A 21,093-nucleotide genomic window follows, 5' to 3' on the forward strand; every position below is an offset into this window, starting at 1 on the left:
GCGTTGGTGTCCGAGCCCGTTGCGAGTGAGACCGAGCCTCGGAAAGGCGTACCGCGCACCAAGCGCGGCGAGCGCACGCGCACCGCGTTGATCGCCGCGGCGCGCGAGGTATTCGAGCGCGACGGGTATCTCGACGCCAAGATCTCCGACATCTCCAAGGCCGCCGGGACGGCATCGGGGTCGTTCTACACCTACTTCGACAGCAAGGAAGAGATCTTCGCCGCTGTGGTCGAACAGGTGCAGGAAGAGATGCTGCACCCGCACGTCCGCGAGCGCACGGGCGTCACCGACCCGCGCGACCTCATCGAGGCGGCCAACCGGGAGTATCTCCGCTCGTACAAGCGCAATGCGCGCCTGATGGCGGTGTTCGAGGAAGTCGCCCTGATCAACGAGGACTTCCGCAGGCTGCGCATCGAACGCGGCAAGGCCTTCGCGCAGCGCAACGCGAAGATGATCAGCGAGCTACAGGAATCCGGCCGGGCCAGCGCGGACCTCGACCCGATGATCACCGCGCACGCCTTGTCGGTGATGGTCAGCCGGATGGCCTACATGGCCTTCGTCCAGAATCAGCGCATCCCGTTCGAGAAGCTCGTCACCACTCTCACGCAGCTGTGGGTCAACGCGCTGCGGCTCGACGCGGACTGATCCGCGCTCTCCGAACTCCGCTTTGCCGGGCGATGCCCGGGCCGTGTGCCAGCTCCTTTTCTGTCGTCGGCCACCCTTGCCCAAACTTGAATTTGACGTAGGATTCAAGTTTATTGGATGCTCGGCCCGGCGTGGCCGACGGGTGATCGCGCGCGCCAGGGGAATCCCGGAAGGAGATGTTCGTGAAGGTCGCTGGAAGAACGGCAATTGTCACCGGTGGCGGCGGCGGGATCGGCGGCGCGATCGCGCGGCTGTTGGTGCGCGAGGGTGCGCGGGTCGTGGTCGCCGATCTGGACGCCGGCGCGGCCGAGTCCCTCGTTCGGTCCATCACGCAAGACGCCCCCGGCTCCGCGGTGGCGGTCGGAGCGGATGTGTCCGATCCGGCGCAGATCAGCGGGTTGATCGCCCGCGCGGAGGACGAGTTCGGGCCGGTCGACCTGTACTTCGCGAACGCGGGCGTCGTCGGACCGGTCGGACTGGGCGACGACGCGGGCTGGGACACCGCGATCGATGTGAACGTCAACGCGCACGTGCGGGCCGCCCAGCTGCTGGTCCCCGGCTGGCTCGAACGCGGTGAAGGGTATTTCGTGAGCACCGCCTCGGCGGCGGGCCTGCTGACCCAGATCGGCTCGGCCGCGTACGCGGTGACCAAGCACGCGGCCGTCGGGTTCGCCGAGTGGCTATCGGTCACCTACGGCGACAACGGAATTCGGGTCAGCTGCTTGTGCCCGATGGGTGTCGAGACGAAGCTGCTGCGCGCGGGCGCCGAGTCCGGAGACGCGCTCGGCGCGGCGGCGACCAGGGCGGTCACCACCGCGGGTGCGGTGCTGAGCCCGGACGAGGTCGCGACGGTGGTGCTGGAGGCCGTCGACGCCGAGCGCTTCCTGATCCTGCCGCACCCCGAGGTGCTCGAGATGTACCGCGGCAAAGGGGCGGATTACGACAGGTGGCTGGGCGGCATGCGCCGCTACCAGGCCGCCCTCTTGCAGACGGCGGAGTGATGACCAGAACGACCCCGGACGACGTCGCGGCGGAGGGCATCCCCTCGCTCGCCGATACCTCGGTCCTGCGCGACCCGCCGAGCACGGCGCGCGGTGCGCGAACGCGCGCGGCGCTGGTCGCCGCGGCTCGCACGGTGTTCGAACGCGACGGTTATCTCGAGGCCCGGCTGTCCGACATCGCCGCGGAAGCGAAGTGCTCGACCGGGTCCTTCTACACCTATTTCGCGGGCAAGGAGGAGATCCTGCAAGCGGTGCTCGACCTCGCCCAGGACGAGATGCTGCACCCCGGCCTGCCCCGGCTGGAGCCGGACGAGGCCTCACCCGCCGCGGTCATCGAGGCGAGCAACCGGGCCTACTTCGAGACGTACAAACGCAACGCGAAGCTGATGGCCATCCTCGATCAGGTGGCGGCCATCGATCCGAAGTTCCGTGCGGTTCGCCGGCGGCGCAGCCGCGCCTTCTGGGAGCGCAACGCCCGCTCGATCGCGCAGCTGCAGGAGCGCGGGCTGGCCGATCCCGAGCTCGATCCGCACCAGGCGGCGCGAGCGCTGTCGGGCATGGTGGGCCGGATGGCGTACTACGCGTTCGTCCTGGGGGAGGAGGCGAGCATCGACGAGCTGGTACGCACCGCTACCCGGTTGTGGGTGAACGCGGCGCGCATCGGAGCCGCGGCCGGCTGAGCGCGGATCAGGCGCCGCGCCAGACAGGCGGGCGCTTGTCGGCGAACGCGCGCGCTCCTTCGAGCGCGTCCGCCGAGGTGTTGACGGTGCGGACGATATCCAGCTGGGCTCGGAACGCGTCCGCGTCGGTGTATCGAATGGCTTGGGAGAGAACTTGTTTCGTCCCGCGAATGGCGAGCGGTCCGTTCTCGGCGATGCGGGCGGCCAGCGCCTCGGCCGTCCGGATGGCCTGTCCGGGTTCGGTGATCGCGTTGACGAGGCCGAACTGGTGCGCGCGGACCGCGCCGAGGGTGTCACCGGTCAGGGCGATCTCCATCGCCAGCTGATAGGGGAGCGTCTTCGGCAGCCTCAGGACGCCGCCGCCTGCCGCGATCAGGCCTCGTTTCACCTCGGGAAGACCGAACTTGGCGTCGGTGGCCGCGACGATGAGGTCGCACGCGAGCGCGAGCTCGAAGCCGCCCGCCAGTGCCCAGCCCTCCACGGCGGCGATGAGCGGTTTCGCCGGCGGTCGCTCGGTGAGGCCGCCGAATCCGCGTCCCGGCAAGACCGGATGCTCGCCGTCGGCGAAGGCTTTGAGGTCCATCCCGGCGCTGAACGTGCCGCCTGCGCCGGTGAGGATGCCGACCGCGACGTCGGGCCGGGCTTCGAATTCGTCGATCGCGTCCGCCAGTGCCTGGGCGACCGCGCGGTTCACCGCGTTGCGCGCTTCGGGGCGGTTGATCGTGATGGTGGCAATGCCGTCGGCGAATTCGGTCAGTACGACGCTCACCGCTGACTCCTCTCGGGGGTCTTTCGTGGCTGCCGCGGCGCGGCTCGGCCGGGTGAGGCCCACCGCCCGCGTGGTCGGCCGTGTCGCGGTGACGCTAGCGAAATCTGAATTCGAGTTCAACATCGGGTCCGTTTTCGCGATATGACCTGGTCTTTCACCCCTTTCGTGAGGCAAGTCACAGGAGTTTTCCGGGGTGATCGGTATTGACGGGGCGGCAGCCGTCCCGCAAGGTGGCGGTGGAAAGTAAGCGCTTAGTAAGTTCCGCAGAAAGGTTGGGCCATGCCCGAAGCCGTCATCGTTTCCATCGCCCGGTCGCCGATCGGGCGGGCCGCCAAGGGCTCGCTGAAGGACATCAGGCCCGACGACCTGGCCGCTCAGATCGTGCGGGCGGCGCTGGCGAAGGTCCCCGAGCTGGATCCGTCCGCGATCGACGACCTGATGCTCGGGTGCGGCCAGCCCGCGGGCGAGTCCGGCTTCAACCTGGGCCGGATCGTCGCGGTGCTCGCCGGCCTCGACGGGGTGCCTGGCACCACGGTCAACCGCTACTGCTCGTCGAGCCTGCAGACGACCCGCATGGCGCTGCACGCGATTCGCGCGGGCGAGGGCGACGTGTTCGTCTCGGCCGGTGTCGAGACCGTCAGCCGCTACGGGAAGGGAAGCGCGGACGGTTTGCCCGGCACCCAGAACCCGCTGTTCGACGACGCTGTCGAGCGAACCGCGAAACTCGCTGCGGGAGGCCAGGAGTGGGCCGATCCCCGGCTCGACGGCCTGCTGCCGGACGTCTACATCGCGATGGGCCAGACCGCCGAGAACGTGGCGCAGTCCGAGGGCGTCACCCGCGAGGAGCAGGACGCCTTCGGCGTGCGCAGCCAGAATCTGGCCGAGATCGCCCTCGTCAAGGGCTTCTGGCAGCGCGACATCACGCCGATCACGCTGCCGGATGGCACCGTCGTTTCCGCCGACGACGGCCCGCGCGCCGGAGTCACGCTCGACAAGGTCGCCGCGCTGCAACCGGTGTTCCGGCCTGACGGGACGGTCACCGCGGGCAATTGCTGCCCGCTCAACGACGGCGCCGCGGCCATCGTCATCATGTCGGACACGAAGGCCGCCGAACTCGGGCTGACGCCGCTGGCGCGGATCGTCTCGACCGGCGTCAGCGCGCTGTCGCCGGAGATCATGGGACTCGGCCCGGTCGCGGCGTCCGAACAGGCGCTGGCCCGCGCCGGGATGACGATCGGCGACGTCGACCTGGTCGAGATCAACGAAGCCTTTGCGGCACAGGTCATTCCGTCCGCCAGAAGGCTCGGCGTCGACCTCGACAAGCTCAACATCAACGGCGGCGCGATCGCGGTGGGCCATCCCTTCGGGATGACCGGCGCGCGAATCACCAGCACGCTGATCAACTCGCTGCAATTCCACGACAAGCAGATCGGCCTGGAAACGATGTGCGTCGGCGGTGGCCAGGGCATGGCCATGGTGCTCGAACGACTGTCGTGACCGCGGACAACACTGGAAAGGACCGACCCTTGAACAGGTTCGAAGGAAAGACCGCCATCGTCACCGGCGCCAGCCGTGGCATCGGCCTCGGCATCGCCCAGCGTCTGGTCGACGAGGGCGCGAAGGTCGTCATCACCGCCCGCAACGAGAAGGCGCTCGACGAGGCCGTCGAGGCGCTGGGCGGTCCGGAGCGGGCGCTGGCCGTCGCCGGTCGCTCCGACGACGTCGCCCACCAGGCCGAAACCGTCGAGCGGGCGATCGAGGCCTTCGGCAGCGCGGATCTGCTCGTCAACAACACCGGAATCAACCCGGTCTTCGGTCCGATGGTGGAGCTGCCGCTCGAGGCCGCCCGCAAGATCGTCGAGGTCAACTGCTTGGCCGCTCTCTCGTGGGTGCAGCAGGCGTACCAGGCGTGGATGAAGGAGCACGGCGGCGCGATCGTGAACGTCTCCTCGGTCGCCGGATTGAAGCCGGCGCCCGGCATCGGCTTCTACGGCTCCAGCAAGGCGATGCTGACCCACATCACCCAGGAACTCGCCGTCGAACTCGGCCCGAACCTGCGCGTCAACGCGGTCGCGCCGGCCGTCGTGAAGACGAAGTTCGCCACCGCCCTGTACGAGGGCCGCGAGGACGAGGTCGCCGCGGCCTATCCGCTCAAGCGGCTCGGTGTGCCCGAGGACATCGGCAGCGTGGTCGCCTTCCTGCTCTCCGAGGACGCCGCCTGGCTCACCGGTCAACTACTCGTCGTCGACGGCGGCATCACCCTCACCGGCGGTGTCTGACGTGACGACGATGCAGGCGTGGCGCGTTCACGAACTCGGCGAGCCGGGCGCGGTGCTGCGGCTCGACACGGTGGAGCGACCCGATCCCGGTCCGAGCCAGGTGCTCGTCCGCGTCACCGGCGCCGCGGCGAACTTCCCCGACGTGCTGATGTGTCGCGGCCTCTACCAGGTTCGTCCGCCACTGCCGTTCACGCCGGGTGTCGAGGTGTGCGGTGAAGTGGTCGCCGTGGGATCCGACGTCTCGGGGATCGAGGTCGGCGATCGTGTGATCGGCGGAACCGCGCTGCCGCACGGCGGCTTCGCGGAATTCGCTCTGATGGACGCCGCGCAGACCTTCCCCGCGCCGCCCGCGCTGGACGACGCCGAAGCGGCCGCGCTGTACATCGGATACCAGACCGGATGGTTCGGGCTGCATCGCCGCGCCGGCCTGAAAGCGGGGGAGACCCTGCTCGTGCACGCGGCGGCCGGTGGCGTCGGCAGCGCCGCCATCCAGCTCGGAAAGGCCGCGGGCGCCAGGGTGATCGGCGTCGTCGGCGGTCCGGAGAAGGCGGCATACGCCGCGAAGCTCGGCGCGGACGTGGTGATCGATCGCCGGACGCAGGATTTCGTCGAGGTCGTCAAAGAGGTGACGAACAACCGGGGCGCCGACGTCGTCTACGACCCGGTCGGCGGCGACGTCTACGCGCGGTCGACGAAGTGTGTCGCCTTCGAAGGCCGGATCCTGGTGGTCGGCTTCGCCGGTGGCGAAATCCAAACGGCCGCACTGAATCACGCGCTGGTCAAGAACTATTCCATCGTCGGCCTGCACTGGGGTCTGTACAACGCCTACGAACCGGCGGCGGTCGCCGAATGCCATCGGACGCTGACCCGGCTCGCCGCGGAGGGCGCGATCAGGCCGCTGGTCAGCGAACGGCTGACGCTGGACGGCATCGCCGAGGGCGTACAGCGCCTCGCCGACGGCGAGACCGTGGGCCGCGTCGTCTACGCGCCCTGATCGAACACGCATCACAGAGGAGAACATCATGAGCAACCAGACTCCGCGAACCGCCGTCGTCACCGGCGCGGCGCGCGGTATCGGCGCGGCCGTCGCGCGACGGCTCGCCGCGGACGGCATGGCCGTCGCGGTCCTCGATCTGGACGAGGCCGCGGCCAAGCCCGTGGCCGACGAGATCGTGGCCGCGGGTGGCCGCGCGCTCGCCGTCGGCGCGGACGTGGCCGACGAAGCCGCGGTGACGGCGGCCGTCGATCGCGTCGTCGCCGAACTCGGCGCCCCGACGGTGCTCGTCAACAACGCGGGCATCCTGCGCGACAACCTGCTGTTCAAGATGACCGTCGACGATTGGGACGCCGTCATGGGCGTGCACCTGCGCGGCGCGTTCCTGTGCAGCCGCGCGGTGCAGCGCCACATGATCGAGCAGGGGTGGGGCCGGATCGTCAGCCTCTCCAGCACGTCGGCGCTCGGCAACCGCGGCCAGGCCAACTACGCCGCTGCCAAGGCCGGTCTCCAGGGCTTCACCAAGACTCTCGCACTCGAACTCGGCAAGTTCGGTGTCACCGCCAACGCTGTTGCGCCAGGATTCATCGAGACGGACATGACCGCGGCCACGGCCGAACGCATGGGCGTGTCCTTCGAGGATTTCAAGAAGGTGGTTATCGCGCAGATCCCGGTCGCTCGCGCTGGAACGCCCGACGACATCGCCCATACCGTGTCGTTCCTGGCCAGCGAGGGCGCGGGATTCGTGTCCGGCCAGGTCGTGTACGTGGCCGGCGGACCTCGGTGCTAGGACGGAAGGACAGCGACCGATGAAGGTATTCCAGGGCTTGGCCGACATGGAGAAGGCCATCGGAACTCACCTCGGATACAGCGACTGGCACACGGTGACCCAGGAGCAGATCGACCGCTTCGCCGATGCGACGGGCGATCACCAGTGGATCCACGTGGACCCGGTGAAAGCGGCGGCGGGACCGTTCGGTACGACCGTCGCCCACGGGTTCCTCACGCTGTCGCTGATTCCGATGCTGGCTCAGCAGATCTACACCGTCGAGGGACTGTCGATGGGCGTCAACTACGGCGCCAACAAGGTCAGGTTTCCCGCGCCCGTTCCCGTGGGGTCGCGGCTGCGCGCGGGCGCCGAGCTGATCTCGCTCGCGCCGGGGACACTGGGATACCAGGCCGTCACCCGCGTCACCGTCGAGATCGATGGGGCCGCCAAGCCCGCGTGCGTCGCCGAGACCGTAGCGGTGCTGGTGCCTTGATGACCGACCACAACGGCACGGATCTGCCCGGCCTCGATGTCGATCGCCTGACGGCCTGGCTGGCCGAGGTGGAGCCGGGTCTGCTCACCGGGCCGCTCACGGGTGGCCTGATCGCCGGTGGCAGATCCAATCTGACCTACGAGATCAGTGACGGCAAATCGGCGTGGATCGTGCGGCGGCCGCCGCTCGGTCACGTGCTGGCGACCGCGCACGACATGTCCAGGGAATACCGGGTCATGACCGCGCTGGCCGACACTGACGTTCCCGTTCCCGCCACTTACGCGCTCTGTGAGGATCCCGATGTCCTCGGCGCGCCGTTCTATTTGATGGAGCGGGTGATCGGCACGCCCTACCGCTTGGCGGCCGAGCTCACGACGATCGGCGCGGACCGGACGCGAACCATTTCGACCGGAATGGTCGACGCACTGGCCGATCTGCACACCGTCGATCCGGCCGAAGTCGGGCTCGCGGATTTCGGACGCCCGAGCGGCTTCCTCGCACGGCAGGTACACCGCTGGAAGAAGCAATTGGACGCCTCCTACTCCCGGGACCTGCCCGACGCGGACGAGCTGTACGGCAAGCTCGCGGCCGAGCAGCCCCCGCAGTCTCCGGACGGCATCGTCCACGGCGACTACCGGCTCGACAACGTCCTGGTGGACTCCGAGGACCGGGTTGTCGCCGTAATCGATTGGGAGATGGCGACTTTGGGTGATCCGCTCACCGATGTGGCGCTCCTGCTGCTGTACCAGCGCCTCGGCGAGCTCGGTGTCCCCGGCGTCAGCGACGTGGCGTTCGCGCCCGGCTTCCTCACCGAGGCCGAAGTGCTCGACCGGTACGCCGAACGCAGCGGCCGCGACCTCGCGCACTTCGGCTTCTATCTCGGGCTGGCTGCCTTCAAACTGGCGGCGATCCTCGAAGGGATCCACTACCGCCATCTGCACGGGCAAACCGTCGGATCCGGCTTCGAGATCGTCGGATCCGGGGTCGAAACGCTGCTGCGCACCGGAATCGAAGCCCTCGAGGGGAACAACCGATGACCGACATTGTTCTAGACGACCTGCGTCAGCGCGTGCACGCGGTCCTCGCCGACAACGATCCGTCGACCACGGACGCGGTGACCTTCCATCGCGCCCGGTTCGACGCTGGACTGGCCTGGGTGTACTTCCCGGTCGGGCTGGGCGGACTCGGCCTCGACCGGGAAATGCAGCCCTTTGTGGACGGTCTGTTCGAGCAAGTGGGCGCCCCGGGCAACAACGCCGAACTCAACGGCATCGGCCTCGGCATGGCGGCTCCGACGATCCTCGCCTACGGCACACCGGAGCAGCAGCGGCGCTTCCTGCGTCCGCTGTGGGCGGGCGAAGAGATCTGGTGTCAGCTGTTCAGCGAGCCGGGCGCCGGTTCCGATCTGGCGGCGGTCGGTACAAGGGCGGTCCGGGACGGTGCGGACTGGATCGTCAACGGGCAGAAGGTGTGGACGTCGGTCGCGCACAAGGCGCAGCTGGCGATCCTGCTCGCTCGCACCGATCCGAGCCGCCCCAAGCATTCCGGCTTGACCTACTTCATCTGCGACATGACCGATCCGGGGGTCGAGGTGCGGCCGCTGCGTCAGATCACCGGTGAAGCGGAGTTCAACGAGGTTTTCCTCACCGACGTGCGGATCCCCGACACCCAGCGGCTCGGCAAGGAGGGCGAGGGCTGGCGCGTCGCCACCACGACCCTCAACAACGAACGGGTCTCCATCGGCGGGCGCGCCATGCCACGGGAAAGCGGTGTACTCGGCGTCGTCGCGCGCAGCTGGCGGGACAACCCCGGCAAGCACACCCCCGAACTGCACGACCGCCTGCTGCGACTCTGGGTCGAGGCCGAAGCAGCGCGCTTGGCCGCGACGAAGCTGCGCCAGCGAGTCGCCGGAGGACAGCCGGGCCCGGAAAGCTCCGCCCTCAAGCTCTCCTTCGCCCGATCCAACCAACAGCTGTCCGGTTTCGAATTGGAACTGCTCGGCGAGGACGGTCTCCGCTACGACGACTGGACCATGGTGCGGCCGGACCGGGTCGATTTCACCGGGCGCAGCGCCGGCTACCGGTTCCTTCGGGCCAAAGGCAATTCGATCGAAGGCGGAACCTCGGAGATCCTGCGCAACATCGTCGCCGAGCGGGTCTTGGGTCTGCCGGTCGAACCGCGCGCGGACAAGGACATCGCCTGGAAGGACCTCAGCCGATGAGCGACGACATCCTGCTGCTCGACACCGACACCGAGGCTTCGCTGCGGGACGCGGTGCGCGACCTGCTCGCCACTCACTGCGATCCGGCCGCGGTGGCCAGGGCCTACGAAGGCGACCGTGCGTTGACGCCCGGCCTGTGGAAGTCGCTCTCTCGCGATCTCGGACTCGCCGGGCTACTCGTCCCCGAGGACCGCGGCGGCGTGGGCGGTTCCGCCCGTGACGCGGCCGTCGTTCTCGAAGAGCTCGGCCGGTTCGTCGCGCCCGTCCCGTTCCTCACCAACAGCGTGATCGCCGCGACCATCCTGCTCGCCGGTGATTCCGATCTGATCGGGCAGCTGGCGGAGGGCGAGCGCACGGTGGCGCTGCTCGCGCCGTTCACCGCCGCCTCGGCGACGGATGTGCCCACTTTCGCCAAGGACCCGGACGGACGGTTGACCGGACGCGTCACGAGCGTCGCGGGCGTGCTCGACGCCGATGTGCTGCTGGCCACGGTGCAGACCGGCGCGGGCACCGAGATTCACGCGATTCCGATGGCAGCGGCGGCGGTCGCGCCGGTCGTCTCGCTCGACATGACGCGCCAGCTCGCCGACGTCACCCTCGAGTCCGTACCAGGGCGGGTCGTCGTCGACGCCGAGTCCGGAATCGCCGCGCTGCGGACCGGTCTGGACGCGGGCGCGGCGCTGCTGGCGTCGGAACAGGTCGGCGTCGCGTCCCGGTGCCTGGAAACCACGGTGGACTACCTCCAGGTGCGTCGGCAGTTCGGGCGCGTGGTCGGCGGATTCCAGGCGCTCAAGCACCGGCTCGCCGACCTCTACGTCGACATCGAGACCGCAAGCGCCGCGGCACGTTACGCCGCGGGCACCCTGGCGGCCGGTGACCCCGACGCTGCTGTCGCTACCGCCGTCGCGGCCGCTTACTGCGCGGATATCGCGGTCCTGGCCGCCGAGGAAGCCGTCCAGCTGCACGGCGGTATCGGCATGACGTGGGAGTATCCGGCGCACCTCTACCTCAAGCGGGCGAAAGCCGACCAGATCGGGCTGGGCAGCCCAGGCCGTCACCGGTCGGTGCTCGCCGAACTCATCGATCTACGACTGGGAGAGGACTGAATCCATGAAATCGACCCAGATCCGACTCGCCGCCCGGCCCGAAGGCGAGCCCAAAGACAGCGACTTCGACTTCGTCACCGTCGATCTACCGGAACTCGACACCGGTCAGGTGCTGCTGCGTGTGCTGTACCTGTCGCTGGATCCGTACATGCGGGGCAGGATGAGCTCGGCCAAGTCCTACGCCGCTCCCGTGGAATTGGGCGACGTGATGGTCGGCGCCACCGTCTGCGAGGTGATCGACTCCCGGGCGGATTCGCTCGCGCCCGGGGACGTGGTGCTGTCGTACTCGGGCTGGCAGTCCCATGCCGTCGCCTCCGCCCGCCACGTACGGAGGCTCGATCCGGAGTCCGCGCCGATCTCGACCGCTCTCGGCGTTCTCGGCATGCCCGGGTTCACCGCGTACGGCGGCCTGCTCGAAATCGGTCGCCCGCAGCCCGGCGAGACCGTCGTCGTCGCGGCGGCCACCGGGCCGGTCGGTTCGGCGGTCGGGCAGATCGCCCGGATCAAGGGCGCGCGTGCCGTCGGCATCGCGGGCGGACCCGACAAGTGCCGCGCTCTGCTCGACGAATTCGGATTCGACGCCGCGGTCGATCACCGTGCGCCGGACTTCGCGGAGCGGCTCGCCGAGGCCGTGCCGGATGGCATCGACGTCTATTTCGAGAACGTCGGTGGGAAGGTGGCCGAGGCCGTCACGCCGCTGCTCAATCGCTTCGCTCGGATACCGGTGTGCGGCCTGGTGGCGCAATACAACGCCACCGAATTGCCCGAGGGCCCCGACCGATTGCCCGGATTCATGCGGCAGATCTTGACCCTGAGCCTGACGGTGCGCGGCTTCATCCAGGACGAGTTCATCCCCACTCGGCAGGCGGACTTCCTCCGCGACATGTCGGGCTGGATCCGCGGCGGCTCGGTCCGCTACCGGGAAGACGTCGTGGCCGGGCTGGAGAACGCCCCCGAGGCGTTCCGCGCCATGCTGGCGGGCCGCAATTTCGGCAAGGCGCTCATCCGGGTCGGCGACTGAGCCGCAGCTGGCGACCTATCCATCGAACGGTGCCGTGACATGACATGTCACGGCACCGTTCGTGTCTGTACCCGGAATCCGCACGACCTAAAGTTGAATCCGATGTCAAATTCAAGTACGGTGCGGAGGAAGCCAACAGTCAGAACGAGGAGTTGCCATGTTCGAGTTCTCGGAGCGAGCGCGCCGATACCAGGAGGACTTGCTCGCCTTCATGGACGAGCACGTCTATCCCGCGGAGTCGATCTACCACGCGCAAATGACGGAGTCCGGTGATCCGCATTTCCATCCGCCGATTCTCGAGGAACTCAAGACCGAAGCGCGCAAGCGCGGTCTGTGGAATCTGTTCCACCCGCACCCGGAGTGGGGGCCCGGTCTGACCAACCTGGAATACGCGCCGCTCGCCGAGATCATGGGCCGCAGCGCGCATCTGGCGCCGGAGGCGACCAACTGCAACGCGCCGGACACCGGGAACATGGAAGTGCTGACGCTGTTCGGCACTCCCGAGCACAAGGAGACGTGGCTGCGGCCGCTGCTGGACGGCGAGATCGCCTCGGCGTTCGCGATGACCGAGCCCGCGGTCGCCAGCTCCGATGCCACCAACATCGAGCTGCGCATGCAGGCCGACGGCGACGAGTACGTGCTCAACGGCCGGAAGTGGTGGACCTCCAACGCCTTGCACAAGAACTGCAAGGTCCTCATCGTGATGGGCAAGACGGATCCGGACGGGCCCGTGCACCGCCAGCAGAGCATGATGGTCGTCCCGATCGACACCCCTGGCGTGACCGTCCTGCGCAACCTACCCGTCTTCGGATATCAAGACCGCGAAGGCCACGCGGAAGTGGTGTTCGAGAACGTCCGGGTGCCGCGCACCGCGCTTCTGGCCGGCGAGGGCGACGGGTTCATGATCAGCCAGGCCCGGCTCGGGCCCGGACGCATCCACCACTGCATGCGCGCGATCGGCATGGCCGAACGGGCGCTGGACCTGATGATCGATCGGGCACAATCGCGTACGACGTTCGGTGCGCCGGTGGCCGACCGCGCCAACATCCAGGACTGGATCGCCGAGTCACGCATCGAGATCGAGATGGCGCGACTGCTGACGCTCAAGGCTGCCTATCTGATGGACACCGTCGGCAACCGCAACGCGCGTGTCGAGATCGCCGCGATCAAGGTGGCCGCGCCCGAGGTCGCGCTGAAGGTGGTCGACCGGGCGATCCAGGTCCACGGCGGTGGCGGCGTCTCCGAAGACTTCCCCCTCGCGAGCATGTACGCACACTTGCGGACGCTGCGCCTGGCGGACGGGCCGGACGAGGTGCACAAGCGCACCATCGCCCAGATGGAGCTGCGTCGCCGCGACCCCTCGTGGGGCAAGCGGAAGTAGCCGCACGGAAGTACCGAAACAACCCACTCCAAGAGGAGGAAACGATGGCCGAACCCTGCGTGGTGGTGGCGACCATGTTCGCGAAGCCTGGCCAGGAAGAGCTGGTGGAGAAGACGTTGCGGGCGGCAGCGCCCGCCGTGCACGCCGAGCCTGGCTGTCTGCTGTACGCACTGCACCGACGGATCGGCGAACCAGGTCGATTCGTGATGATCGAGAAGTGGGCGTCGAAGGAAGCGCTGCGCACCCACGGCCAGAGCGCCGCGCTGCGTGAGGTCGGTGCGGCATTGGGTGACGCGCTCACCGGTCCGGCCGAGGTGCTGGTCTTCGACGCGTTGCCTGCGGGCGATCCCGAATTGGGAGCGCTCTGAGATCAGAACTCGCCTGTCGGGCGGGTCGCTCGACAGGCGTTGGAGGTCGTGCCGCGCGGTGACTCGCGGCGTCCAGAAGATCGACGTGGCCGTCGCGCCAGGGCTGACGTGGCTCGGCACGCTCGGAATGCACGGCATGACGGCCTATTTCGGCCTGCTCGAGGTCGGGGAGCTGCGCTAGCACTCTGAATTCGGCGCATCCGGAGCCCCGCGCGACACCGCGCGGGGCCTCGTCCGCACGGTCACCAGAGCTTTCACCTGTCCGGCGGATCGTCCAGTTCAGGTCGTGGCCGGACAATGCGCCGCGAAAGCCGACGGGATCGAATGCTTGTGCTGCGGTGAGCACTCCGGCGGCGGTGTCGCCCGCGGCCAACCGCCGCGTGACTGCCTCGGCGGCGATGACCGCAGTGGTCCCGCAGGTGTCTCGCCCCTGAATCGTGCCGCGGGTATGGCGGCCGTGGCGGTCGACGGCGTCGATCAAGTAGGTGAACCGCTGCCCGGCCCGATCGCAATCGGCGGGACCTGCGGGAAGGCTTTCGATCAGCTCACGGCCGGCCCAGAGCGGCCCAGAGCCGCCGAGCGGTGTCCGCCGCGTCGCGGTGCAACACGGCGGTGAGCCCCGCGCGCTCGGCCGCGACGACGTTCTGCGGCAGGTCGTCCACCATGACGGCCGCTCCGGGCTGAACATCCAAACGGGCGCAGGCGATGTCGTACGCGCGCCGGGACGGCTTGCGCACGCCGACCTCGCCGGAGATGGTGACGGCGTCGAACATCGCGGCGAGATCGAAACCGGCATAGCAGTCGTCGCCGAGCGAGTTCGACAGCAGCCCCACGCGGAATCCGGCGTCCCTGACTTCGGCCACCAGCTCGATCATGGCGTCGTCGGCGCGCAGGCCGGACTGAATGCGGCGCACGAGCCCGGCTCCGTCCACCTCGATGCCGTGTGCGCGCAACCGCGCGGCGAAGCCTTGTTCGAACTCGCGCTCGCGCATGCGTCCCTCTTCGTGCTCGACCAGCAGCGCCTTCGCCTCCGCGTCGTCGCTGAACAGGCGCAGCGGCAAGCGGGGATCGCAGCCGAGCGACTCGCCGAATGACTGGAACGCGTCGAAGACGCTGGACGTCAGCACACCCCCGAAGTCGAACAGCACGGCGGTCGCCCGGACGTGCTGCTCGGTGGGTGCGGTTGTCGGACTGGTCATGGGGGATTCCCTTTCGCTCCGTGTCGCCGGGCGCGGCCGGACGAGGCGTCACGTGCAGCTGTCGGCGGCACGGCCGAGCGCTGAATGCACGTATCCGGCAGGTCGAGTACTGCTGCTCGCAGCCGAGCGTAGTTGAATTCGAGTTCAGATTCAATACTCGTCGCGGCCCGTGAGCGGGCGTTTTGCTCGGCGGTACGGCCCTGTGGACCATACCGGTCCGCCGGTTTCGAGCGGGCGGATGCGAGACTGGGCCGGTGACCGGATCAGAAGACCGCTCGCGCGCCGACGAGACGCGAGCACGGCTGTTGGAGGCCGCTGTCGCCGCGTTTGCCGAGCGTGGCTTCCACGGCTCGACGACCCGCGACATCACATCGATCGCCGGCCTCAGCACCGCGGCGATCTACGTGCACCACCGTTCCAAGGAGGAGCTGCTCTATCAGGTCTCACTGGCGGGCCATCGGGACACCCTGGCCACGATCCAGGCCGCGATCGCCTCGGCGGACGACCCGGTAGACCAGCTGATCGCAGTGATGCGCGACTTCTCGATCCACCATGCCCGCGCGCACACCGTGGCCAGGGTCATCAATTACGAGCTCACCGCGCTCAGCCCGGAACACCAGCAGGAGATCAGAGCGGTCCGGCGCGTCATCGACAGCGAGGTGCGTGGCCTCATCGAGCGCGGCGTCACGGCGGGCGTCTTCGACAACCCGAATCCGCGTATGGCGGCGATCGCGCTGCTCTCGCTCGGCATCGACCTCGCGCGGTGGTACCGGGACGACGGCCGGTGGTCGCCAGAGGAGATCGGCGACTACTACGTCGACCTCGGCCTGCGCATCGTCGGCGCGCGGAAGCGGGACGGCTGACCTTTCGGCGTGGCACTGTTTCCACAGCTCCGCACTCTTGAACTTGACATCGGATTCGGGTAACTATCGAAGGCGAGTTTCCAGCACGATCAGATATCGGAGCAGTCTCTTGACTACGGTCTCCCCGCACAGTGCTCGCCTGACCTTCCGCGCCCTCGAGCCGATCCACGGCATGATCTACTTCACCCCGCACGGTCCCGGCGCGTATCGCGACCTGGGCATCACGGATCTTCGGATGATGTACTTCGCCTCCAGGTCCGCTGCCTTCGGCCCGGTGGCGGCCGATGTCACCGTCGCCGCGTTCTTCAACTTCAATCCGGTCGCGGTGCATGCCGTCCTCCCCGCCGCGTGGGAAATCGCCTCTCCCGCAGCTATCCTGCGCGCCCGGTTTGCTGCCGCCGATCGGTCGCTCCGGCAGGTATGGGGCGATGACGTCACCGGCGCCGAAGTGCGCGAGGCCGCCGATCTCGCCCGGCGCGCCGCCGAACGCGCCTGCGAGCGGCCCCAGGGACGTCCGCTGTTCGCGGCCCACGCGGCGCTGCCTTGGCCCGACGAGCCGCACCTGGTGCTCTGGCACGCGCAGACATTGCTGCGGGAGTACCGAGGTGATGCCCATGTGGCCCTGCTCGCCACGGAGGGGCTCGACGGCATCGAGGCGTTGATCACGCACAGCGCGACCGGGGAGATCGCGGCGGAAGTGCTGCGGGCGAGCCGATCCTGGAGCGAGCAGGACTGGGCTTCCGGCGTGGACCGGCTCCGTGCCAGGGGCTGGGTGACGGACGAGGATCTGGCGCTGACCGAGCACGGCGCCGCGCGGCGCAAGTGGATCGAGGATCGGACCGACGAACTGGCGGTCCATCCGTACGAGGCGATCGGCGAAGACGGGTGCGCACGCCTGCGCGCGCTGGTCTCGCCGCTGGCGATCCGGGTCATCGAAGGCGGCCTGGGATTTCCGCCGGTGCTGTCGGAGCGCTACCGGCAGGCCATCCAGACCGGATCTCGGTGAGGCGGGTGAACATGGCGGCGGTGCGACCGGAGATCGCCCAGGTACTCGCGGTTCCCGCCGCGTTCACCAAGCAGATCCCGCCGGATTTCGAAGACAGCAACGGGCACATGAATGTGGCGCACTACTTCCGGCTGCACGGCGAGGCGATGTGGCAGCAGCACCGTGCGCTCGGCTACGGCGAGTCGGGCAGGTTCGGGATGTTCGCGATGGAGCAGCACGTCGCCTACTACCGGGAAGTGCTGGTGGGTCACGAGGTTTCGGTGCACGTCTGCGATCTGGGACGCACCGACAAGGTGATGCGCGGCATCTCGTACCTGGTCAATCGCACCCTCGGTGAGGTCGCGAGCTCGTTCGAGTTTCTGACGATGAACGTCGATCGGGTGTCTCGGCGCCCGGCGGAGTTCGAGGCCGTCGTCGCCGCGGCCTTGGACGAATCGATTGCGCGAGCTCGGTCGCTGGGATTCGCCGAGTACGGCGTGCTGGAATTGCGCCCGAGGACGTCCCGCGTGCGGAACTGAGCGGCTGCCTGGCGGCGGCGTAGCGATTTCGCGACGCCGCCACCCGAGCGGACCGGCCCGCCGAAAGCTGTTGCCGTTCCGGTCGATTCGATTCAGCCGAGGCTGCGGGCGAAGTCGATCAGGGCGGCGTTCACTTCGGCCGCCCGTTCCTGTTGGATCCAGTGCCCCGCACCGTCGAGGATGATCGACCCGCGCAGGTCGGACAGCACCGCGGTCATCTTGGCGGTCGGGGTGAATCGGATGACCGGATCCTCCGATCCGGCGATGAACAGGGCGGGCTTGTCGATCTCGGCGTCGGCCAAGTCTGCCGTGAGCTCCCAGTTCCGGTCCAGGTTGCGGTAGTAGTTGAGCCCGCCGGTGAAGCCGGTGGCGGTGAAAGCCTCGATGTAATAGCCCAATTCGGCTTCGCTCGTCCAGTCCGGGACCGCGGGCTCGGCGCCGATGAGATCGCGAGCGCTGATGACGTCGTCCTGGAGCAGCGTGCGCCGGACGTCCGCCGCCAGCGCGGCGTCGGCTACGCCCGGCTCCTGGAACCAGCACATGTAGAAGTCGTCGCCGAGCCGGGACCGCAGGATCGCCATCGGCGGCGCCGAGGAGCGCGGCGTGACCGGAACGCTCAGGCCCGCCACCGCCCGCACCCGGCTCGGATGCCGAAGAGCGAATTGCCATACCACCGACGCGCCCCAGTCATGGCCGACGAAGATCGCGTCATCGAGACCCGACTCGTCGAGAAGGCCGGCCAGATCGGCGCACAGGGCGGTGATGTCGTAGTCCTCGATCCGGTCCGGGCGAGAGCTGCCGCCGTACCCGCGCATATCGGGGGTCAGCGTACGGAAACCCGCCTCGGCGAACGCGAAGACCTGATGGCGCCATGAGAATCCGAGCTCAGGGAAACCATGGCAGAAGACCACAGCGGGGCCTGCGCCGTGGTCGACGACGCGCAGCTCGATCCCATTCGTCGCAACTCGGCGACTGCCGAGCCGCAGCCATCGGTCCAGCAGATCGTGTGTTTCCATCCCGTGGCCCACCTCGTGTTCGGATGCTGTTTCGATCACCGACCGTATTCAATTCTGACGTCGGATTCAACTATTTGCGTCGCCGATCAGGACACCTGATCCCACAGCGGCTGGACTTGGAACCAGCCCGCGCGGTGGGTGCCGACCTGTTCCCTGGTGATCAGCGCGGTTTCCCGACCGAACAGTTCGGGGCGTCCCACGGCCATCGCCAGGAGCTGAACCACCACACAGCAGCGAAGCCAGCAGGTCGATGACCTGCTGGCTTCGCCAGCGGGTGGAGCTGAGGGGACTCGAACCCCTGACTCCACTCAGGAGTTCTCGGATAGGCCGACGTCGCCCCTCATTCGTCGACGTCGATCCAATCGAGGGTGCGGGAGACGGCCTTCTTCCAGCGCGCGTAGCCGCGCTCGCGCTGCTCTTCCGACCAGGTGGGAGTCCAGCGCTTGGCCTCGTTCCAATTCTGTTCGAGCTCGTCGGTGTCGTTCCAGAAGCCGACGGCGAGCCCCGCCGCGTAAGCGGCGCCCAGCGCGGTGGTCTCGGCGACTACCGGCCGCGACACCGGCACACCGAGGAAGTCGGCCTGCAACTGCATGCACAGCTCGTTGGCGGTGACGCCGCCGTCCACACGCAGCACGTCGAGCTTCACCCCGGAGTCGGCCTGCATGGCCTCGACGACGTCGCGGGACTGGTAGCAGATCGATTCCAGCGTCGCCCGCGCCAGGTGAGCGTTGGTGCTGTAGCGCGACAGGCCGACGATGGCTCCGCGCGCGTCCGAACGCCAGTAGGGCGCGAACAGCCCCGAGAACGCCGGGACGAAGTACACCCCGCCGTTGTCCTCGGCCTGCCGGGCCAGCGATTCGCTCTGCGCCGCACCGGAGATGATGCCCAGCTGATCGCGCAGCCACTGCACTGCCGAGCCGGTCACCGCGATCGAACCCTCCAACGCGTACACCGGCTTGTCCGAGCCGAGCTGGTAGGCGACCGTGGTGAGCAGTCCGTGCTGCGACCGCACGATCTCGGTTCCGGTGTTCAGCAGCAGGAAGTTGCCGGTGCCGTAGGTGTTCTTGGCTTCGCCAGGACGGAAGCAGACCTGCCCCACCGTGGCCGCCTGCTGGTCGCCGAGCACACCCGACAGCGGCACCGCACCGCCGAACGGACCGTCGGCGCGGGTGGTCCCGAACAGCTCCGGGTTGGACGAGGGCGCGATGGCGGGCAGCATCGCGCGCGGGATGCCGAAGATCGACAGCAGCTCGTCGTCCCAGTCCAGCGTCTCCAAATTCATCAGCATGGTGCGGCTGGCATTGGTCGGATCGGTGACGTGTACCCCGCCGTCCACGCCGCCGGTGAGCTGCCACAGCAACCAGGTGTCGGTGGTGCCGAAGAGCGCGTCGCCACGCTCGGCGTCCTCGGCCACACCCGGGACGTTGTCCAGGATCCAGCGCAGCTTCCCGCCGGAGAAGTAGGTGGCCGGCGGCAGGCCCGACTTGCGCCGGATGGTGTCACCGTGCCCGGCCTTCTCGAGGTCGGAGGCGATGCGATCGGTGCGGGTGTCCTGCCACACGATGGCGTTGCAGTACGGCCGCCCGGTCTTGCGGTTCCACACCACCGTGGTCTCGCGCTGGTTGGTGACGCCGACCGCGGCCAGATCGCTCGCCACCAGATCGGCCTTGGTGAGGGTGCTCTGGATGACCGCGCGGGTGCGCTCCCAGATCTCGGTCGGGTCGTGCTCCACCCACCCCGGGCGCGGCAGGATCTGCTCGTGCTCGAGCTGGTGGCGGGCAACCTCGTTGCCGCTGTGGTCGAACACCATGAAGCGGGTGCTCGTGGTGCCTTGGTCGATGGCGCCGACGAACTTGGTCATCGCGGTCCTTTCGAGAAACTGCTGTCGGAAATGGATTCAGAACAGGAACTGCGCAGCGAGACCGGCGAGCGCGCCGCCGACCAGCGGGCCGAGCACTGGCACCCAGGCATAACCCCAGTCGGAGTTCTTGCGGGTCGGTTCGGCGCTGACGTCGGGCGACTCGACCGACGAGCGGGCGCCGACACCCACCGGAACCCGGGCCGCATCGGCCGGCACGGGCTGACTGACCGGAAGGAGTGCGTGCGCGATGCGCGGACCGAGGTCGCGAGCCGGGTTGATGGCGTATCCGGTCGGGCCGCCGAGCGATGCGCCGATGCCGACGACGAGGAACGCCGCCGCGACCGGGCCGAGTCCACTGGGGGTGTGTCCCAACGCGAGGATCACCAGGACCAGGGTGAATGTGCCGATCACCTCGGTGGCGAAGTTCCAGCGGAAGGCGCGGATCGCGGGGCCGGTGGCGAACACCGCGAGCTTCTTCTCCTCGTCGGTCTCCTCGTCGAAGTGGCGCTTGTAGGCCAGGTAGGCAACGGTCGCGCCGAGGAACGCGCCGGCCAGCTGACCGCTCAGATAGGCGAGCGTCGTGGCGCCCGAGATGGCGATACCGGAGGCGTACTCGTCGGCACCGCTGAACAGGATGCCGATGGTGACCGCAGGATTGAGGTGGCCGCCGGTCTTGTAGGCGACATAAACGCCGGCCAGCACCGCGAACCCCCATCCAAAGTTGATCAGTAGCCAGCCGCCGTCCTGTCCTTTGGACTTGGCCAGCAATACGTTCGCGACCACACCGACCCCGAGCAGCAGCAGCACTCCCGTACCGAGTGCTTCGCTGAGGAAGATTGAGCCGAAGTTCATCGTTGAGCCTCCGTTTCGCCCCGCAGGTCGCGGGCGCGACCGTGCGTGAAC

Annotated in this window: 24 protein-coding genes; 18 read left to right on the forward strand and 6 right to left on the reverse strand. The window is 68.4% G+C overall.

Annotated elements, in window-relative coordinates; genetic code table 11:
• The first annotated feature begins 6 nt into the window (after positions 1-6).
• From AB0H49_RS05355 to AB0H49_RS05365, 3 genes are all read left to right on the forward strand, one after another.
• A complete protein-coding gene (locus AB0H49_RS05355; RefSeq protein ID WP_355001494.1) occupies positions 7-645 on the forward strand; it encodes a TetR/AcrR family transcriptional regulator in 639 nt (212 codons plus the stop codon).
• 182 nt (positions 646-827) lie between these two features.
• Positions 828-1,646: an SDR family oxidoreductase gene (locus AB0H49_RS05360; protein ID WP_355001493.1), complete on the forward strand. Its 819-nt coding sequence runs from the start codon at positions 828-830 to the stop codon at positions 1,644-1,646.
• A complete protein-coding gene (locus tag AB0H49_RS05365) occupies positions 1,646-2,326 on the forward strand; it encodes a TetR/AcrR family transcriptional regulator (protein WP_355001492.1) in 681 nt (226 codons plus the stop codon). Before AB0H49_RS05360 ends, AB0H49_RS05365 begins: the two co-directional genes overlap by 1 nt.
• Before the next feature lie 7 nt (positions 2,327-2,333).
• Here the strand turns inward: AB0H49_RS05365 and AB0H49_RS05370 are convergent, their stop codons facing one another.
• Positions 2,334-3,095, reverse strand: a complete 762-nt coding sequence (locus tag AB0H49_RS05370; RefSeq protein WP_355001491.1) for a crotonase/enoyl-CoA hydratase family protein — start codon at positions 3,093-3,095, stop codon at positions 2,334-2,336.
• A gap of 279 nt (positions 3,096-3,374) precedes the next feature.
• Between AB0H49_RS05370 and AB0H49_RS05375 the strand changes: the two genes are divergently transcribed.
• The 12 genes from AB0H49_RS05375 to AB0H49_RS05430 all read left to right on the forward strand — a co-directional run bounded on the left by AB0H49_RS05375 (position 3,375) and on the right by AB0H49_RS05430 (position 13,908).
• Positions 3,375-4,592 (forward strand): acetyl-CoA C-acetyltransferase, encoded by a 1,218-nt coding sequence (locus AB0H49_RS05375; protein WP_355001490.1) that lies wholly within the window; start codon positions 3,375-3,377, stop codon positions 4,590-4,592.
• Positions 4,593-4,621: 29 nt separating this feature from the next.
• Positions 4,622-5,374 carry an SDR family oxidoreductase gene (locus tag AB0H49_RS05380; protein ID WP_355001489.1) on the forward strand — a complete coding sequence of 251 codons (753 nt, stop codon included), beginning with the start codon at positions 4,622-4,624 and terminating at the stop codon, positions 5,372-5,374.
• Positions 5,375-5,384: 10 nt separating this feature from the next.
• Positions 5,385-6,368, forward strand: coding sequence for an NADPH:quinone oxidoreductase family protein (locus AB0H49_RS05385; protein ID WP_355001714.1), 984 nt, complete (start codon positions 5,385-5,387; stop codon positions 6,366-6,368).
• 28 nt (positions 6,369-6,396) lie between these two features.
• Positions 6,397-7,158, forward strand: a complete 762-nt coding sequence (fabG, locus tag AB0H49_RS05390) for a 3-oxoacyl-ACP reductase FabG (protein WP_355001488.1) — start codon at positions 6,397-6,399, stop codon at positions 7,156-7,158.
• Positions 7,159-7,177: 19 nt separating this feature from the next.
• On the forward strand, positions 7,178-7,630 hold the full coding sequence (locus AB0H49_RS05395; RefSeq protein ID WP_357247419.1) for a MaoC family dehydratase: 453 nt from the start codon (positions 7,178-7,180) through the stop codon (positions 7,628-7,630).
• Entirely contained in the window at positions 7,630-8,667 is a 1,038-nt protein-coding gene (locus AB0H49_RS05400; protein WP_357247422.1) for a phosphotransferase family protein, read from the forward strand. Before AB0H49_RS05395 ends, AB0H49_RS05400 begins: the two co-directional genes overlap by 1 nt.
• The gene (locus AB0H49_RS05405; protein WP_357247425.1) at positions 8,664-9,851 is read left to right on the forward strand and encodes an acyl-CoA dehydrogenase family protein; all 1,188 of its coding nucleotides are present in this window, start codon (positions 8,664-8,666) and stop codon (positions 9,849-9,851) included. Before AB0H49_RS05400 ends, AB0H49_RS05405 begins: the two co-directional genes overlap by 4 nt.
• A complete protein-coding gene (locus AB0H49_RS05410) occupies positions 9,848-10,957 on the forward strand; it encodes an acyl-CoA dehydrogenase family protein (RefSeq protein ID WP_357247428.1) in 1,110 nt (369 codons plus the stop codon). The genes AB0H49_RS05405 and AB0H49_RS05410 overlap by 4 nt, the downstream gene beginning before the upstream one ends.
• A gap of 4 nt (positions 10,958-10,961) precedes the next feature.
• Entirely contained in the window at positions 10,962-11,978 is a 1,017-nt protein-coding gene (locus tag AB0H49_RS05415) for an NADP-dependent oxidoreductase (protein ID WP_355001483.1), read from the forward strand.
• 157 nt (positions 11,979-12,135) lie between these two features.
• On the forward strand, positions 12,136-13,359 hold the full coding sequence (locus tag AB0H49_RS05420) for an acyl-CoA dehydrogenase family protein (protein WP_357247431.1): 1,224 nt from the start codon (positions 12,136-12,138) through the stop codon (positions 13,357-13,359).
• Positions 13,360-13,403: 44 nt separating this feature from the next.
• A complete protein-coding gene (locus AB0H49_RS05425; protein WP_068053700.1) occupies positions 13,404-13,727 on the forward strand; it encodes a putative quinol monooxygenase in 324 nt (107 codons plus the stop codon).
• Between the two features lie 58 nt (positions 13,728-13,785).
• Positions 13,786-13,908 carry a hypothetical protein gene (locus tag AB0H49_RS05430; protein WP_357247435.1) on the forward strand — a complete coding sequence of 41 codons (123 nt, stop codon included), beginning with the start codon at positions 13,786-13,788 and terminating at the stop codon, positions 13,906-13,908.
• Positions 13,909-14,272: 364 nt separating this feature from the next.
• Here the strand turns inward: AB0H49_RS05430 and AB0H49_RS05435 are convergent, their stop codons facing one another.
• Entirely contained in the window at positions 14,273-14,926 is a 654-nt protein-coding gene (locus tag AB0H49_RS05435) for an HAD family phosphatase (RefSeq protein ID WP_357247437.1), read from the reverse strand.
• 254 nt (positions 14,927-15,180) lie between these two features.
• Between AB0H49_RS05435 and AB0H49_RS05440 the strand changes: the two genes are divergently transcribed.
• From AB0H49_RS05440 to AB0H49_RS05450, 3 genes are all read left to right on the forward strand, one after another.
• Positions 15,181-15,789: a TetR/AcrR family transcriptional regulator gene (locus AB0H49_RS05440; RefSeq protein WP_355001480.1), complete on the forward strand. Its 609-nt coding sequence runs from the start codon at positions 15,181-15,183 to the stop codon at positions 15,787-15,789.
• A 109-nt stretch (positions 15,790-15,898) separates the two neighbouring features.
• A complete protein-coding gene (locus AB0H49_RS05445; protein WP_357247440.1) occupies positions 15,899-16,795 on the forward strand; it encodes a hypothetical protein in 897 nt (298 codons plus the stop codon).
• Between the two features lie 11 nt (positions 16,796-16,806).
• Positions 16,807-17,313, forward strand: a complete 507-nt coding sequence (locus tag AB0H49_RS05450) for a thioesterase family protein (protein WP_357247443.1) — start codon at positions 16,807-16,809, stop codon at positions 17,311-17,313.
• A gap of 92 nt (positions 17,314-17,405) precedes the next feature.
• Here AB0H49_RS05450 and AB0H49_RS05455 read toward each other — a convergent pair whose 3' ends face one another.
• The 4 genes from AB0H49_RS05455 to AB0H49_RS05470 all read right to left on the reverse strand — a co-directional run bounded on the left by AB0H49_RS05455 (position 17,406) and on the right by AB0H49_RS05470 (position 21,042).
• Complete coding sequence (locus AB0H49_RS05455; RefSeq protein WP_357247965.1) at positions 17,406-18,329, reverse strand: alpha/beta hydrolase; 924 nt, start codon at positions 18,327-18,329, stop codon at positions 17,406-17,408.
• 86 nt (positions 18,330-18,415) lie between these two features.
• Positions 18,416-18,553 (reverse strand): hypothetical protein, encoded by a 138-nt coding sequence (locus tag AB0H49_RS05460; RefSeq protein ID WP_357247446.1) that lies wholly within the window; start codon positions 18,551-18,553, stop codon positions 18,416-18,418.
• Positions 18,554-18,669: 116 nt separating this feature from the next.
• Positions 18,670-20,190 carry a glycerol kinase GlpK gene (gene glpK / locus AB0H49_RS05465; RefSeq protein ID WP_357247449.1) on the reverse strand — a complete coding sequence of 507 codons (1,521 nt, stop codon included), beginning with the start codon at positions 20,188-20,190 and terminating at the stop codon, positions 18,670-18,672.
• A gap of 36 nt (positions 20,191-20,226) precedes the next feature.
• Complete coding sequence (locus tag AB0H49_RS05470; RefSeq protein WP_355001475.1) at positions 20,227-21,042, reverse strand: MIP/aquaporin family protein; 816 nt, start codon at positions 21,040-21,042, stop codon at positions 20,227-20,229.
• Positions 21,043-21,093: the final 51 nt, after the last annotated feature.

It is taken from the genome of Nocardia sp. NPDC050713 (genome assembly GCF_040654315.1).
GTDB lineage: Bacteria > Actinomycetota > Actinomycetes > Mycobacteriales > Mycobacteriaceae > Nocardia.